The sequence below is a fragment of the Pseudomonas sp. NY8896 genome (genome assembly GCF_039634505.1).
Genome location: NZ_CP132350.1, coordinates 3,991,103 through 4,005,283, shown reverse-complemented (window position 1 = coordinate 4,005,283; position 14,181 = coordinate 3,991,103). Strand labels below are relative to the sequence as shown.

Below are 14,181 nucleotides of genomic sequence, written 5' to 3'. Positions count from 1 at the left end.
GCCTTGACCCCGAAAGTGGGGAGCGTTGCGCGCTCCTTTTGCGACGCAAGGCCGCTCCCACAGGGCTTGCGATCTGCTTGGCATGCTTGCTGGGCATGTCGCCTTTTGCCTCTGCACTGGACCTCACCGACCACGAGCAAGCCGGCAAGCGCCTCTACCGCGAAGGTGTCTCCAGCAGCGACGCCCAGCTGCAAGCGCGGGTCGGCGCCAGCGATATGGCGGTGCCCGCCAGCGTACTGCCCTGCGCCAGCTGCCATGGCAACGACGGCCGTGGCCGCGCCGAAGGCGGTGTGCGCCCGCCCAGCCTCGACTGGCAACGCCTGGCACTCGGCCAGGGCACACGCGAGGCCAACGGCCGCAGCTACCCTGCCTATACCGACAGCAGCCTGGCCCGCGCAATCCAGCATGGCGTCGACCCGGCAGGCAACCGCCTGGACCCGGCCATGCCACGCTTCGAACTGACCCTGGCCGACCAGCGCAACCTCACCGCCTATCTGAAGCGGCTAGCCCAGGAACGCGATCCAGGTGTGGAGGAGGGTGTGCTGCGCCTGGGCACCTTGCTGCCCGCGAGCGGCCCGCTGGCCGAAGCCGGGCAAGTGATACAGGCCGTGCTGGAAGATGGCCTGGCGCAGCTCAACCAGCAAGGCGGCATCCACGGCCGGCGCTTGGAACTGGTAGTGCTTGACCCAGGTTCCGATCCCGCCAGCGCCGAACGCGCCTTGCACCAATTGCTGGAGCAAGAGCGGGTGTTCGCCCTGGTCACGCCATTGGCACCGATGCTCGACCAGCGCCTGGCGACCTTGTTGGCGCCACAGAACGTACCGCTGATTGGCAGCACCCCACGCAGCGGCGGCAGCGCACAAATCTTCGACCCGCTACCCGGCCTGCCCGAGCAACTGCTGAGCCTGGCAGGCCATGCCCGTACAACGCTGGGGCTGGCCGCGGATGAGCTGCGCGTGGTGTATGCCGGCAACGAACAGGCCGCGTTGGCCGAGCAGGTGCGTGAGCGTTTGCTGCAGCAAGGCTGGGCGCCACCGGCCATCCAGGCGTTCGCCGGCCAGGCGGTGGACGGGCAGGGCATCGTCTTCCTTGGCCGCGCCCAGGCCTTCGCCGAGTTGGCGGCGGCGTTGCAGGCGGTGGGCCGCCAGCCTTATCTGTTCGCCGCTTCCAGCCAAGTGGCCGGTGCGGTGGCACGCGTGCCCGAGCAGTGGTCGCAACGGCTGTTTCTGGCCTACCCCTACGTGCCGGAGGATTGGACCGAGCAAGGCCTGGCAACCCTCGCCGGGCTGCAGCAGCGCCAGGGCCTGGACCCACGCCAGGCGTCGTTGCAGGTCAACACGTTGTGCGCGTTGCAGCTGTTGAGTGAAGCGCTGAAACAGATTGGCCGTGATGCCAGCCGCGAGCAGCTGATTGCTGCGCTGGAAGGCCTGCACGATGTGCCTACCGGCCTGACCCCGGCGCTGGGCTTCGGCCCCGGCCGCCGCCAGGGCATGGCCGGGGCCCATGTGGTGGCGGTGGCCCTGCCGGGGCCACGCTTTACTGCGGTCACACCGTACCGGCCTGTGCCGGACACCCCCTGAGCGGAGGTTGCCATGCGTATCGTGTTGTTGTGCCTGTTGCTGGTGCTGGCCAGGGCGAGCTGGGCCGATGTGCCGGCGGCGCGGGTCAATGGTGTGGAGATCGAGCTGTTGCGCCTGGAGCGCTACTTCAGCGAGTACCTGGACGCCCAGGGCCGTGCGGTGACCAGTATCCGCAACCCAGGCCTGTACAAGCGCCTGCGTGACCAGGCGCTGGACGAACTGATCGACAAGGAGCTGTTGTGGCAGGAAGCGCAACGCCAAGGCATTGCCGTCAGCGATGAACGGGTGTCGGCGCACGTCGGTGAAGTGGAAGCAGCCTTTGGCAGCCCGGCGGTTTTCGAACGGCGGCTGGCAGAGGCAGGCTTCGATAGGGCACAGTACACTGAATACACCCGGCAGGACATGGCCGCCCAGCAGGTGTATGCCCAGCTCAGCGCAGTCGACGCGCCGAGCCAGGGCGAAGTGGAGGCATTCTATGATGCCAACAAAGAAAGACTGCAAGGAGCGCAGAACCAAAGTGATAACCCTTCGGTCATACGCGAACAGGGCCTGGTCTTGGCCAGGGCTACGCTCATCGGTCAACGCGAGGCGCAGGCGCGCCAATCCGTGCGCCAACGTTTGCGCGAATCCGCTAAAGTGGAGATCGCCGACTGAGGCCCACGATGGCGTTTCCCCCAATGCTGGGGAATTAAGGTTTGGCAATGTGCCATCATTTCCCCCGCTTGTGGGGAACCGGTTGGGTGCGCGTGCTCAGCGTATTTCGGGTGCTGGCCGGCACCCTTGGCAAATCAGTGACTTACAGCGGTGCAACATGACTATTCACGCCTGGCACGAAGCCTGCTCAAGCCTTGTTAAGGGCGCACTTCGCAGACCGGGTAACCGGGCAGTTTTTAGGAGTCGACCTTGGTGAACAGAGTATTGGTAGTCGATGACGAACAGACTCTTGCGCAGAACCTGCAAGCGTACCTGCAGGCGCAAGGCCTGGAAGTTCATGTTGCCCACGACGGTGCCAGTGGTATCGAACAGGCTGAAAGCCTGGCACCGCAAGTAGTTGTGCTGGATTACCGCTTGCCCGACATGGAGGGTTTTCAGGTTCTGGAGGCTGTACGCAAGAACAGGCAATGCCACTTCGTGCTGATTACCGCCCATCCCACCGTCGAGGTGCGTGAGCGGGCCGCCGAACTGGGTGTGAGTCATGTCCTGTTCAAGCCGTTCCCACTGGTGGAACTGGCCCGTGCAATCTTCGACCTGATGGGCATTGAGCGCCGGCGCAGGGCCACGGACAACCCGGCAGAAGGGTTCGTCGAACGACGCCAGAACAGGAACGAATCGTTCCCCCTGCAGTTGTACGATGGAAGCTGGGTATTGGCCGACCGCCGCCGTAATGGCGTCAAGCCGCCAGGGCCCGACGACGATCAACTGCTCACAGGGGAATAGCGGCGCCCGCACCCCTGGCCGAGCCAGCCTGCGACGCGCCCCTGAGCGGAGTCGCAGGCCATGTCAGAAGCATTCGATGCAGCAGTCTCAGCCTACCCCCGCGACCTGCTGGCCCAAGCCCGGCTGCAAGCCAGTGATGAGCGCCTGCTCAACTGCCTGGAACGCCTGGCCTGCGACACCCCCGACACCTTCACCCGCCGCCTGGGCCTGACCCTGTACTACCCGGTACTGGACAGCCACACCCTGCTGGCCAGCACCCCACGCTTCGACAAGGTGTCCTTGGCCCAGTGCCTGAAGCGCGAATTCGTGCTGATCGAGCAAAACGGCCAGTTGCTGGGCGTGTTCGCCGACCCCTTCGACCACACCCGCCTGGCCTGGATCGACGACGTGCTGCAAGGCGCGCCGCTGTACCTGGCCCACGCCGCCGAACTGGCCACCTTTCTGGCCCGGCACGAAGAAAGCTTCCATGCAGTCGATGCCCTGGACCACGACCCCGAGGCCAGCAGCGAAAGCGACCCGCTGCAACGCCTGTCACTGGCCAGTATCAGCGAAGACCAAAGCCGCGTGGTCAAACTGGTCAACTCCACCCTGTACGATGCGCTCAAGCTGCACGCCAGCGACATCCACCTGGGCATGACCGGCCAGGGCCTGACCATCAAGTACCGTATCGACGGCGTGCTCAACGGTGCCGGCAAAGCCAGCGGCAGCGCCTTTGCCGACCAGGTGATTTCGCGGATCAAGGTCATGGCCGAGCTGGACATCGGCGAAAAGCGCGTGCCCCAGGACGGGCGCTTCAAGGTCGCCGTGGGCGATCGGCAAATCGACTTTCGGGTGTCGATCATGCCCAGCATCTTCGGTGAGGACGCCGTACTGCGGGTGCTCGACAAGCAGGACTTGTCCGACCGGGTCAGCGGCGTGCAGTTGCAAGCCCTGGGCTTTGCCGACGAAACCCTGCGCGCCCTGCGCCGGCTGGCCGCCGAACCTTACGGCATGATCCTGGTGACCGGCCCCACCGGCAGCGGCAAGACCACCACCCTGTACGCCATGATCAGCGAGATCAACCACGGCGTGGACAAGATCATCACCATCGAAGACCCGGTCGAGTACCAACTGCCCGGCGTGCTGCAGATCCCGGTCAACGAGAAGAAGGGCCTGACCTTCGCCCGTGGCCTGCGCTCGATCCTGCGCCATGACCCGGACAAGATCCTGGTTGGCGAAATCCGCGACCCCGACACCGCCCAGATTGCCGTGCAGTCGGCGCTCACCGGCCACCTGGTGTTCACCACCATCCACGCCAACAACGTATTCGACGTGATCGGCCGCTTCAGCCAGATGCAGGTCGACCCCTACAGCTTCGTTTCCGCGCTCAATGCAGTGCTGGCCCAGCGCTTGATTCGCCTGGCCTGCCCGCACTGCGCCACGGCCTGCGAACACGATGACGACACCCTGTATGGCTCGGGCCTGACCCGCGAGGCCGTAGCCGGTTGGACCTTCGTGCGCGCCCAGGGCTGCGGCCAATGCCGGGGCAGTGGCTACCGCGGCCGCAGCGCCATTGCCGAACTGCTGCACCTGGACGACGACCTGCGGCAAATGATCGTGGAGCGCCGCCCCCTGGCGCAAATCAAGACGCTTGCCTGCCAGCGCGGCCTGCGCCTGCTGCGGGCCTCGGCCCTGGACCTGGTCCGCGATGGCCGTACCACCCTTGAGGAGATCAACCGTGTCACATTCATCTGATCGTTTCTGCGCTGTATTGGGCGCCGAGGGTGTCGGCCTGGGTCGCTGGCACAATAACCACCACCAATGGCTGGGTAGCCGTGAGTTCAGCTGCGATGCCGCCCAACCGGCCTGGGCAGCCGCCGTTGATGCGCTGGCCGCGCTGCTGGCCGAGCATGCCGTACGTGGCGCCCAGTTGCGGGTATTGCTGTCGGCCCGCTACAGCCGCTTCTGCCTGGTGCCCTGGAGCGATGCCATCGGCCACCCCCGCGAACTGGATGCCTATGCCCGGGCCTGCTTCGAAAACCTCTACGGGCAACCCTTGGACGACTGGCGCATCGTGCTGTCGCCTGAGCCTGCCGGTGCTGCCCGCATCGCCACGGCGCTGCCCGAAGCCCTGCTGCAACGGCTTCAGGCGCTGGGCCGGGAAAGCCGCCTGAACCTGCGTTCGGTGCAGCCGTACCTGATGGCCGCCTACAACCGTTGTTCGCCGCAGCTGGAGCAAGGCGACTTCCTGTTCGTGCTGGCCGAACCGCGCCGCAGCGTGCTGCTGCTGGCTGCTGGTGGGGCCTGGCAGCAAGTGCTGGCGCAAGGTTGTGCCGACAGCGACCAGGCCCTGCAAGCGCTGATCGAGCGCACCTGCGAGCTGTACGGCGAGCACCTGCCACGAGTGTACCTGCATGCCCCAGGCCGGGGCGACGTGCCGCAACTGGCGGCGGTGCAGCTGTGCCAGCCGGCCAGCGAAGCCGACCCGCTGTGCGCCATGTGGCGGGCGGTGGCCTGACATGCGCCGCCTCGACCTGGAATTCCAGCCCCGGCGCACCAGCCCTTTGGCCTGGTCGCTGCTTGCTCTGGGCAGCGCCGTGGTCGTAGGCCTGGTGCTGCTGCAACAAAGCTTGCAGGCCGAGCAGGTCGACCTGGAGGCCAGCGTGCACAGCCTTGAGCTGCAACTGGGCCGCCGTCCGGCCACCGTAGCGCCACAAAACAGCGCTGCCAGCCGCGAGCAAGCCGAGCGTCTGGCACAGATGCGCAGTGTGTCGCAGCAACTGCAACGCCCCTGGCAGCAGCTGTTCGCCATGCTCGAAGCCATGCCCCAGGACGATGTCGCGTTGCTTGGCCTGACCCCGGATGCACGCAAGGGCCAGGTGCGCATTGCCGCCGAGGCACGCAACCTCGAAGCAATGCTGCAGTACCACCAGCGCCTGGAAGCCAGTGACGAGCTAAGCGATGTATCGCTGCTCAACCACGAGGTGCTGGCCGCACAGCCTGAGCACCCCGTGCGCTTCACCCTCACCGCCACTTGGGAGACCGGCCATGCGCGCCCTTGAATCGCTGAACAGCCTGATCCTCCAGGAGCGCCTGCGCAGTGTCGGCCCGGTCGGCCTGGCGGCGGTGGCCGTAGGCCTGCTGGCCATTGGTGTGGCGTGTGCCGGGGTGCTGCCGCAATGGCAGAACGTGCGCGAACTGCGCGCCACCGAAGCGGACGCCAGCGTGCAGGTAGGGCGGGTCAAGCGGGGAGAGCTGAAGATTGCCGTCAAACCCGAACAGCAGGCCCTGGACACCCTGCGTCAGCAACTGCCGGGGCAGCCCCAGGCCAGCGAGCTGATCGAGCGCCTGTATCACCTGGCCAGCGCCGAGCACATCAGCCTGGCCCGTGGTGAGTACGCCCTGGGCATCGACCCCAAGACCCAGCTGGCGCGCTACCAGATCGTGCTGCCGGTGCGCGGCAGCTATCCGCAGATTCGCGGCTTCCTCAAGGGCCTGCTCAAGCAGCTGCCGACCCTGGTGCTGGAGGACCTCGAGCTGCAACGCAAACGCATTGGCGACAGCGAGCTCAATGCCCGCCTGCGCATGACCCTTTACCTGTCGAGGTCGTGATGAACACTCAACGTGCAGTCATCTGGGCCGGTTTCCTCGGCGTGAGCGCAGCGCTGGCCTGGGCACCCGGCCATTGGTTCGGCCAAGAAGACGCGCTGGCCCCGGTCGCCGGCAAGCCAGCTCCCACAGAGACTGCGGGCAGCGCCGCTTCTGCGGGTGCGGCTTTGGCCGCGAAAGGGCCGGACCAGGCCTCCAGAGACCTGTTCCCCACCCAGCAGTGGACTAAGCCCAAAGCCCTGGCCACCGTCACCGAACAACCCGTGGTTGCCGCGCCAGCAGTAGTGCCAGCGCCAACCGCTCCGGCACTGCCATTTGAATTCATCGGCCGCATGGGTGACCGCGACGACCTGCAGATCTTCTTGCAGAGCGGCGAAAAACTCTACGTCGTGCGCCAAGGCGACGTGATCGAAGACACCTATCGCCTCGACCGCGTTTCAGCCAGCGAGCTGAGCCTGGTCTACCTGCCTTTGCACCAGTCGCAGACCTTGTCTGTAGGGAGCGCACCATGAAGTCGTCGAAGCTGTGCAAGCCTGCTCCGTTCCTGCTCGTAGCGCTGTGCGTGGCCATTGCCGGCTGCGGTACCAGCGCGGTACGCAAGGACAGCGACCAGTTGATGAAAGAGGGCCAGTACGAGGCCGGCATTGCCCGCCTGGAAGAAGCCCTGCGCGATGACCCACGCGACACCGAGCTGAACATCGCCCTGGCCCACAGCCGTCAGGCGGCAGTCGAGGCGCTGATCACCCAGGCCGACGCCGACCGTATCCGCCACGACTTCGCCAATGCCCGCATGGGCTATGGCCGAGTGCTGACCCTGGAGCCGAACAACCGCCGCGCCCAGGAAGGCATCCGCCAGCTGGAACTGATCCGCACCCTCGACGAGCGCGTGGCGCTTGGCCAAGCCGCGCTGCGCCAGGGCGACCTGTTCGGCGCCGAGCGCTACATGCGCGAAGTGCTGCGCCTGGACCCGCAGAACCAGAAGGGCATGACCCTGCGCAGCGACATCGAAAACGTCCAGGCGCGCACAGCACAGCCATACCCGCAGTTGCGCAGCAAGCTGGAGCGGCCGGTGACCCTGGAGTTTCGCGATGCCAACCTGAAGACCATCTTCGAGGTGCTGTCGCAGGTCGCCGGCATCAACTTCATTTTCGACAAGGACCTGCGCCCGGACATGAAAGCCACCATCTTCGTGCGTGAAGTGCGCATCGAAGACGCCGTGGCCCTGCTGCTGGAGCAGAACCAGCTGCGCCAGAAGATCGTCAACGACAACACCGTGATGGTCTACCCCGACTCGCCGCAGAAGACCAAGGACTACCAGGAACTGGTCATGCGCACGTTCTACCTGACCAGCATCGACGCCAACACCGCGCTGAACATGGTCAAGACCATGCTCAAGACCCGCGACGTGTTCGTCGACGAGCGCCTCAATACCCTGACCATGCGCGACACCCCGGATGCCGTGCGCATGGCCGAGAAGCTGCTGCAATCGCAGGACCAGTCCAACCCCGAGGTGGTGCTGGAAGTGGAGGTGATGGAAGTGGCCACCTCGCGCATCCTCGACCTCGGCCTGCAATGGCCCAACACCTTCGGCGTGCTGAGCAACGACGGCAAACCGGTCAGCGTGCTCGACCAGCTCAAGGGCATCGACTCCAGCCGCATCAGCATCTCGCCGGCGCCGCAGGCCAAGATCAACGCTTCGGACAAGGACATCAACACCCTGGCCAGCCCGGTGATCCGCGTCAGTAACCGCGAGCAGGCACGCATCCACATCGGCCAGCGGGTGCCGATCATCAGCGCCACCTCGGTGCCGTCCACCCAGGGCCCGGTGATCACCGAAAGCGTCACCTACCTGGACGTCGGTTTGAAGCTTGAAGTACAGCCCACCGTGCACTTGAACAACGAAGTGGCGATCAAGGTGGCGCTGGAAGTGAGCAACGCCACACCGTTGGAAGCCACCCGCCAGGGCACCATTCCGGTTCAGGTCGACACCCGCAACGCGCAAACCAGCCTGCGCCTGCACGATGGCGAAACCCAGGTGTTGGCCGGCCTGGTGCGCAACGACCACAACGCCAGCGGCAACAAAATCCCCGGGCTTGGCGACATCCCCGGCCTGGGCCGGCTGTTCGGCAGCAACAAGGACGACATGAGCAAGAGCGAGCTGGTGCTGGCGATCACCCCGCGCATCGTGCGCAACCTGCCGTACCAGAGCCCGTCGGACATGGAATTCTCCACCGGCACCGAGTCGGCCATGCAGGTACGCCAGATGGCCCCGCTGCCACCAATGGACGTGCCTGGCAATGCGCCAACCACCGACGCACCGGTCGTGGACAGCCAAATGGCGGTCGCCCCGGTCAACGGGAGCCCACGGCCATGAAAACCCGGCGCCGTATGCACGGCTTCAGCCTGATCGAGGTGGTGCTGACCCTGGCACTGCTCGGGCTGCTGGCCAGCATGGCCGCGCCGCTGACCGAAACCGTGGTGCGCCGTGGCAAGGAGCAGCAACTGCGCGAGGCGCTGTACCAGATTCGCGATGCCATTGACGCCTACAAGCGGGCCTTCGACGCCGGCTACATCGAGAAACGCCTGGATGCCAGCGGCTACCCGCCGAACTTGCAGGTACTGGTGGATGGCGTGCGCGATGTGCGCAGTGCCAAGGGCGCCAAGTTCTACTTCCTGCGGCGCATCCCGCACGACCCGCTGGTGGCGGCCAAGGATGAAGACGAAGGCGGCTGGGGCCTGCGCGCCTACGACAGCAGCCCCGACAACCCGCGCGAAGGCGAAGACGTGTTCGACGTGTACTCCAGGGCTCGAGGCAAAGGCCTCAACAGCATCCCTTACGGGCAATGGTGACAGCCATGAAACGCAGCAAAGGCTTCACCCTGATCGAACTGCTGGTGGTCATGGCGATCATCGCCACGCTGATGACCATCGCCATGCCGCGCTATTTCAACAGCCTGGAAAGCTCCCGCGAGGCCACCCTGCGCCAGAGCCTGGCGGTGCTGCGCGAGTCATTGGACCACTACTACGGCGACACCGGCCATTACCCGGACTCGCTGGAGCAACTGGTGGAGCAACGCTACCTGCGCAACACCCCGGTCGACCCTATTACCGAACGCAGCGATGCCTGGCAGTTGGTGCCACCACCCGAAGGCGTGGCCGGCGGCGTGGCCGATATCAAGAGCGGTGCCACAGGGAGGGCGCGTGATGGCAGCCTCTTCGCTGAATGGTAAGGCCCAAAGCGGCTTCACCTACCTGGGCGTGCTGCTGCTGATTGCGGTCAGCAGCGTGGCCCTGGCCGCTACCGGCACGATCTGGGCCAGCGCCGCCCAGCGTGACCGCGAACGCCAACTGCTGTGGGTGGGCAGCCAGTACGCCCAGGCCTTGCGCAGCTACTATCGCGCCTCGCCGGGTTTGGCCCAGTACCCGCAGGACTTGGCCGACCTGTTGCAGGACAACCGTTTCCCCCAGGCCAGGCGGCACATTCGCAGGCTGTACCCCGACCCCATCACCAACAGCGACGAGTGGGGCCTGCTGCGCTCGATCGACGGCCGCATCACCGGCGTGCACAGCCGTTCGGACGCCACCCCATTCAAACGCAGTGGCTTCAGCGCCGAATGGACAGGCTTCGAGGGGTTGGAGCATTACAGCGACTGGCAGTTCGTCGCCGAGCAGGCCTTCAGCGAAAGTGCCGGCGGTGTGCAGACCCACAGCGGCCCGGGAGACACGCCATGAACAGCCTGGCAGCGCTGTGCCTGAGCCTGCTGTTGCTGGCCACCTCGGCCAAGGCCGGTAATGAAGACGAGATGCAAGGCTTTATCGTCGACAACACCATCTCGCACATCGGCCACGACTTTTATTACTACTTCGCCGACCGCCTGCGCGCCACCAGCCGCCTGGACTTCAACCTGGTGGTACGCGAACGCCCGGATGCCCGCTGGGGCAGCCTGGTCACCGTGGAGTTCGAGCGTGAAGTGATGTACCGCCGCTTCCTGCCACCAAACACCACCGAACTGAAAGACGAGGCCGTTGCCGCCGCCGACCTGGTCAAGCAGCAAATCATTCAACGCAAGCTGCAACGCCTGCTGCAGGACACCACCGACTTGGAGAGGGACGAGCTATGAACCACCGCATTCCACGTTGCATCGCCGCCTGCCTGCTGGCCAGCGCGTTTGCTGCCCAGGCCACCGAGCTGGTGTACACCCCGGTCAACCCGGCGTTTGGCGGCAACCCATTGAACGGCACCTGGCTGCTGAACAACGCCCAGGCGCAGAACGACTACGACGACCCCGACCTCAAGGACCGTGCCTCGGCCTTTACCGGCACCACAGCCCTGGAGCGCTTCAGCAACCAGCTGGAGTCGCGGATGTTGTCGCAGTTGCTGGACAACATCAGCAACGGCAGCACCGGCAGCATGGCGACCGATGCGTTTCTCATCGACGTCATCGACGATTCCGGGGCCTTGAGCATCAAGGTCACCGATCGCGCCACAGGAGAAATTTCGATCATTGAGGTCAGCGGCCTGAACCCCTGAGAGGGAAGGGCTTTTATGTTGGGGAGAGAACACCATGAAACGTCTGCTGAGCACGCTGCTGATCCTCACCGCCCTTGGCCTGCAAACGGGTTGCAGCCTGCGCGAACCCATGTCGGCCGAACAGGACTCGGAAACCCCGACCCTGACCCCACGGGCCTCGACCTACTACGACCTGATCAACATGCCACGGCCCAAAGGCCGCCTGATGGCCGTGGTTTACGGCTTCCGCGATCAGACCGGGCAGTACAAGCCGACCCCGGCCAGCTCGTTCTCCACCAGCGTTACCCAGGGTGCGGCCAGCATGCTGATGGACGCCCTGAGCGCCAGCGGCTGGTTCGTGGTGCTGGAGCGTGAAGGCCTGCAGAACTTGCTGACCGAGCGCAAGATCATCCGTGCTTCGCAGAAAAAACCGGATGTACCTGAAAACATCATGGGCGAGCTGCCGCCGCTGCAGGCCGCCAACCTGATGCTCGAAGGCGGCATCATCGCCTACGACACCAACGTGCGCAGCGGCGGCGAGGGGGCTCGCTACCTGGGGATAGACATCTCCCGCGAGTATCGGGTGGACCAGGTGACCGTGAACCTGCGCGCCGTGGACGTACGCACCGGCCAGGTGCTGGCCAACGTGATGACCAGCAAGACCATCTACTCGGTTGGGCGCAGTGCCGGGGTGTTCAAGTTCATTGAATTCAAGAAGCTGCTGGAGGCCGAGGTGGGGTACACCACCAACGAACCGGCGCAGCTGTGCGTGCTGTCGGCGATCGAAGCGGCGGTGGGGCATTTGCTGGCGCAGGGGATCGAGCGGCGGTTGTGGCAGGTGGCGGGGGATCCAGCGGATGGCAAGGCGACGGTGGACAAGTATTTGAGCCAGAATCAGCAGCCGTGAAACAGGTTCAACGGCACCGGTGCGGTCGACGTGGGTGAGGCATTTTGCGACACAAGGCCGCTCCTGAGCCTAACATTTTTGCCAGTAGAAATTTTTACCATTAGCCATGATTATCTTGTGTAAAGCTGGAGGTGGGGAATCATCGTGACACCTACGCTAGGAACGTTATTTGACACGTCACGTAGCAGACCGATGTCTGGTGCTTTTCCTTATTCGCCTTATGGTTTCGTTCCTCGGTCAACGAGTTTGCTCGGTTTTAACGGCGAGCGACTAGACCCGTGTACCTGTAGTTATCTGCTTGGGAGCGGTTATCGATTATTTAACCCTGCTCTGATGCGATTTGGTTCTCCGGACAGTGTAAGTCCGTTCGGGTATGGTGGATTGAATTCATATGGATATTGCCAAGGGGATCCAATAAATTTAAAAGATCCCAGCGGGCATGGCCCAGTGCCCCCAGGCTATGATTTTGTAGGGTATCATGGTAGTACGCTAAAACATCAAAGCTCGTTGTTAAGTGGCGTTCAGCTCAAGTCACGTCCTACGGTTCATCATGGCAAGGGGTTTTACTTTACGCAAGACAGAAAATTGGCTTGGCATTATGCAAGGAGAACAAGTAGTCGTGAACGGAATGGGTCAACTCCGCACGTGTTTGGAGTATATGTAAAAAAATTCAAAGAACTGAAGGCGGGAGCGGAAGTCGTTAACCTCTGGCGTGGCACTGACAGACGCGTCAAAGAAAGCTACCGGATTCGTGAATCAGTATTTAATAAAGTAAAAGTGCTGGAAACAACTTACGGCCATCTTGTTCGTAGAAATTCGTTTGTCAAAAATCCGGGGTCTCATTCGCAGCGCTATCAAGGATCTCAGGGATCTCAGGGCTTTCAGAGCTTCCAGACTTTTCAGGGTTATCAGAGTTTTCAGGGTAATCAGAGTTTTCAGAGCTTCCAGGGTTTTCAGGGCTTCCAGAATATGCAGGATATTCGTGGAAATCAGAACTTTCGGGGCTTTCACAACTTTCAGTACCCTCAGTAGCAGAAAAAAGGCCGGTACGCTCTGGGAGTAAGCAATAACAATCCGTTTCATCCCCGCCTCACAGAAAAAGCCTAATGTCGGAGGGACATCATGGTCGAGCTGCCACCGCTGCAGTCCGCCAACCTGAAGCTGGAGGGTGGCATCATCGCCGACGACACCACCTGGGTATCGACACCTCCAGCCGTGATCTATCTTGAGGGCCTTTTCGCGGGCTTGCCCGCGAAGAGGCCAATGCGGTTGACAGAAGTGTTACGACAAATGCCCTCAGCTTGAAACCCTTCCCTGACCTCGGTAGTCTTTGCCCGCTGCTGTCAATCCAGCAGCCGGGTTTGGTAGCCCGCGATCAATCAAGGCGCACAAGCGCCCGCTCTGCGATACAGTTGGCGCTTTTTTGTGCCCGGCTGTTTCGTTTTATGGCGGCTGTGCGTAGGGCGCCTCCGTGCGCGCCGGTTTCCTTGATTCCCGGTCTACCAACCTGCGTACAGCCGTCACCACTTCGTTTGGTAGCGATCTGTGGCGGCTCCAGTGAATCAAGGAGCGACACAATGACAAAAGGCTTACCTGATCCTCCCGTACGCGCCACCACGGCGTCCTCCAGTTTTTCGACTTGTGAATGCAGCCATCCGCCGTTGTTTGCCGTGCGTGCAGGGGTGGACTACGAAGATGCGCTGGTGCATCTGTCCACGCTGCTCAAGGGGGCGTTTGCGACCAACCTCAAGGCGTTGGAGTTGGCCAAGGGGACTTGTCGTGATCTGTTGTTGAGCAATGACCATGGGCTGGATTCGGCAAAGGCGGTGGTGGAGGCTTTGCTGGATGGGGTTGAAAGGCAGCAGCTGACCGGGCGAGGGAAGGCGGTACAGATGCAGGGTTTTTGAGGGCTGGCTCGGGGCCTGCGTATGGGCCTCCAGGTGCACACCTATACAGGTTTGGCGCCTGTGAGATCGAGCGCCGCCCGCGCGGCGCATCGCGAGCTACGCTCGCTCCTACGTTTGTTTTTGGCCAGTAACGCCTGTGCCAGGTGCGCGCGACCGCCTTGTTTGTTCGACGCGATATTGAGCCGTGTGCCAAGGCATTCGCGCGCAAATCCCACAGACATAATTGGCCCGAAACAAACGTAGGAGCGAGCG

General features: G+C 63.4%; 17 protein-coding genes and 1 pseudogene. All 18 read left to right on the top strand.

Going from position 1 to position 14,181, the window contains the following annotated elements; genetic code table 11:
* Positions 1-95 precede the first annotated feature (95 nt).
* The gene (locus tag Q9451_RS17900) at positions 96-1,580 is read left to right on the top strand and encodes an ABC transporter substrate-binding protein (protein ID WP_080516249.1); all 1,485 of its coding nucleotides are present in this window, start codon (positions 96-98) and stop codon (positions 1,578-1,580) included.
* A 12-nt stretch (positions 1,581-1,592) separates the two neighbouring features.
* Positions 1,593-2,234 carry a SurA N-terminal domain-containing protein gene (locus Q9451_RS17895; RefSeq protein ID WP_012272094.1) on the top strand — a complete coding sequence of 214 codons (642 nt, stop codon included), beginning with the start codon at positions 1,593-1,595 and terminating at the stop codon, positions 2,232-2,234.
* 249 nt (positions 2,235-2,483) lie between these two features.
* The gene (locus Q9451_RS17890) at positions 2,484-3,017 is read left to right on the top strand and encodes a response regulator (RefSeq protein ID WP_041166482.1); all 534 of its coding nucleotides are present in this window, start codon (positions 2,484-2,486) and stop codon (positions 3,015-3,017) included.
* 60 nt (positions 3,018-3,077) lie between these two features.
* The gene (locus Q9451_RS17885; RefSeq protein ID WP_012272096.1) at positions 3,078-4,751 is read left to right on the top strand and encodes a GspE/PulE family protein; all 1,674 of its coding nucleotides are present in this window, start codon (positions 3,078-3,080) and stop codon (positions 4,749-4,751) included.
* Entirely contained in the window at positions 4,735-5,514 is a 780-nt protein-coding gene (locus Q9451_RS17880; protein ID WP_012272097.1) for a hypothetical protein, read from the top strand. Before Q9451_RS17885 ends, Q9451_RS17880 begins: the two co-directional genes overlap by 17 nt.
* A 1-nt stretch (position 5,515) precedes the next feature.
* Complete coding sequence (locus Q9451_RS17875; RefSeq protein ID WP_012272098.1) at positions 5,516-6,058, top strand: pilus protein; 543 nt, start codon at positions 5,516-5,518, stop codon at positions 6,056-6,058.
* The gene (gene pilO, locus Q9451_RS17870) at positions 6,045-6,608 is read left to right on the top strand and encodes a type 4a pilus biogenesis protein PilO (RefSeq protein WP_012272099.1); all 564 of its coding nucleotides are present in this window, start codon (positions 6,045-6,047) and stop codon (positions 6,606-6,608) included. The genes Q9451_RS17875 and pilO overlap by 14 nt, the downstream gene beginning before the upstream one ends.
* Positions 6,608-7,117: a hypothetical protein gene (locus tag Q9451_RS17865; RefSeq protein ID WP_012272100.1), complete on the top strand. Its 510-nt coding sequence runs from the start codon at positions 6,608-6,610 to the stop codon at positions 7,115-7,117. Before pilO ends, Q9451_RS17865 begins: the two co-directional genes overlap by 1 nt.
* Entirely contained in the window at positions 7,114-8,979 is a 1,866-nt protein-coding gene (locus Q9451_RS17860; protein ID WP_012272101.1) for a secretin N-terminal domain-containing protein, read from the top strand. The genes Q9451_RS17865 and Q9451_RS17860 overlap by 4 nt, the downstream gene beginning before the upstream one ends.
* Positions 8,976-9,455 carry a type II secretion system protein gene (locus Q9451_RS17855; RefSeq protein ID WP_012272102.1) on the top strand — a complete coding sequence of 160 codons (480 nt, stop codon included), beginning with the start codon at positions 8,976-8,978 and terminating at the stop codon, positions 9,453-9,455. Before Q9451_RS17860 ends, Q9451_RS17855 begins: the two co-directional genes overlap by 4 nt.
* 5 nt (positions 9,456-9,460) lie before the next feature.
* The gene (locus tag Q9451_RS17850; RefSeq protein WP_012272103.1) at positions 9,461-9,835 is read left to right on the top strand and encodes a type II secretion system protein; all 375 of its coding nucleotides are present in this window, start codon (positions 9,461-9,463) and stop codon (positions 9,833-9,835) included.
* On the top strand, positions 9,810-10,337 hold the full coding sequence (locus Q9451_RS17845) for a type II secretion system protein (RefSeq protein WP_012272104.1): 528 nt from the start codon (positions 9,810-9,812) through the stop codon (positions 10,335-10,337). The genes Q9451_RS17850 and Q9451_RS17845 overlap by 26 nt, the downstream gene beginning before the upstream one ends.
* The gene (csgE, locus tag Q9451_RS17840; RefSeq protein WP_012272105.1) at positions 10,334-10,726 is read left to right on the top strand and encodes a curli production assembly/transport protein CsgE; all 393 of its coding nucleotides are present in this window, start codon (positions 10,334-10,336) and stop codon (positions 10,724-10,726) included. Before Q9451_RS17845 ends, csgE begins: the two co-directional genes overlap by 4 nt.
* The gene (locus Q9451_RS17835; protein ID WP_012272106.1) at positions 10,723-11,136 is read left to right on the top strand and encodes a curli assembly protein CsgF; all 414 of its coding nucleotides are present in this window, start codon (positions 10,723-10,725) and stop codon (positions 11,134-11,136) included. Before csgE ends, Q9451_RS17835 begins: the two co-directional genes overlap by 4 nt.
* A gap of 34 nt (positions 11,137-11,170) precedes the next feature.
* Entirely contained in the window at positions 11,171-12,022 is an 852-nt protein-coding gene (locus Q9451_RS17830) for a CsgG/HfaB family protein (protein ID WP_012272107.1), read from the top strand.
* Between the two features lie 192 nt (positions 12,023-12,214).
* Entirely contained in the window at positions 12,215-13,054 is an 840-nt protein-coding gene (locus Q9451_RS17825) for an RHS repeat-associated core domain-containing protein (RefSeq protein WP_080516250.1), read from the top strand.
* A gap of 49 nt (positions 13,055-13,103) precedes the next feature.
* Positions 13,104-13,213 (top strand): annotated as a pseudogene (locus Q9451_RS17820) (curli production assembly/transport protein CsgG); the annotation flags it as partial.
* A 470-nt stretch (positions 13,214-13,683) separates the two neighbouring features.
* Positions 13,684-13,929 (top strand): hypothetical protein, encoded by a 246-nt coding sequence (locus tag Q9451_RS17815; protein WP_041166695.1) that lies wholly within the window; start codon positions 13,684-13,686, stop codon positions 13,927-13,929.
* Positions 13,930-14,181 lie beyond the last annotated feature (252 nt).

Excerpts from the sequence above, each read along its gene's own strand:
- csgE (WP_012272105.1), top strand. The coding sequence starts at position 10,334 with ATGAACAGCCTGGCAGCGCTGTGCCTGAGCCTGCTGTTGCTGGCCACC.
- Q9451_RS17845 (WP_012272104.1), top strand. The coding sequence starts at position 9,810 with ATGGCAGCCTCTTCGCTGAATGGTAAGGCCCAAAGCGGCTTCACCTAC.
- Q9451_RS17825 (WP_080516250.1), top strand. The coding sequence starts at position 12,215 with ATGTCTGGTGCTTTTCCTTATTCGCCTTATGGTTTCGTTCCTCGGTCA.
- Q9451_RS17900 (WP_080516249.1), top strand. The coding sequence starts at position 96 with ATGTCGCCTTTTGCCTCTGCACTGGACCTCACCGACCACGAGCAAGCC.
- pilO (WP_012272099.1), top strand. The coding sequence starts at position 6,045 with ATGCGCGCCCTTGAATCGCTGAACAGCCTGATCCTCCAGGAGCGCCTG.
- Q9451_RS17875 (WP_012272098.1), top strand. The coding sequence starts at position 5,516 with ATGCGCCGCCTCGACCTGGAATTCCAGCCCCGGCGCACCAGCCCTTTG.
- Q9451_RS17860 (WP_012272101.1), top strand. The coding sequence starts at position 7,114 with ATGAAGTCGTCGAAGCTGTGCAAGCCTGCTCCGTTCCTGCTCGTAGCG.
- Q9451_RS17855 (WP_012272102.1), top strand. The coding sequence starts at position 8,976 with ATGAAAACCCGGCGCCGTATGCACGGCTTCAGCCTGATCGAGGTGGTG.
- Q9451_RS17835 (WP_012272106.1), top strand. The coding sequence starts at position 10,723 with ATGAACCACCGCATTCCACGTTGCATCGCCGCCTGCCTGCTGGCCAGC.
- Q9451_RS17865 (WP_012272100.1), top strand. The coding sequence starts at position 6,608 with ATGAACACTCAACGTGCAGTCATCTGGGCCGGTTTCCTCGGCGTGAGC.
- Q9451_RS17895 (WP_012272094.1), top strand. The coding sequence starts at position 1,593 with ATGCGTATCGTGTTGTTGTGCCTGTTGCTGGTGCTGGCCAGGGCGAGC.
- Q9451_RS17830 (WP_012272107.1), top strand. The coding sequence starts at position 11,171 with ATGAAACGTCTGCTGAGCACGCTGCTGATCCTCACCGCCCTTGGCCTG.
- Q9451_RS17850 (WP_012272103.1), top strand. The coding sequence starts at position 9,461 with ATGAAACGCAGCAAAGGCTTCACCCTGATCGAACTGCTGGTGGTCATG.
- Q9451_RS17885 (WP_012272096.1), top strand. The coding sequence starts at position 3,078 with ATGTCAGAAGCATTCGATGCAGCAGTCTCAGCCTACCCCCGCGACCTG.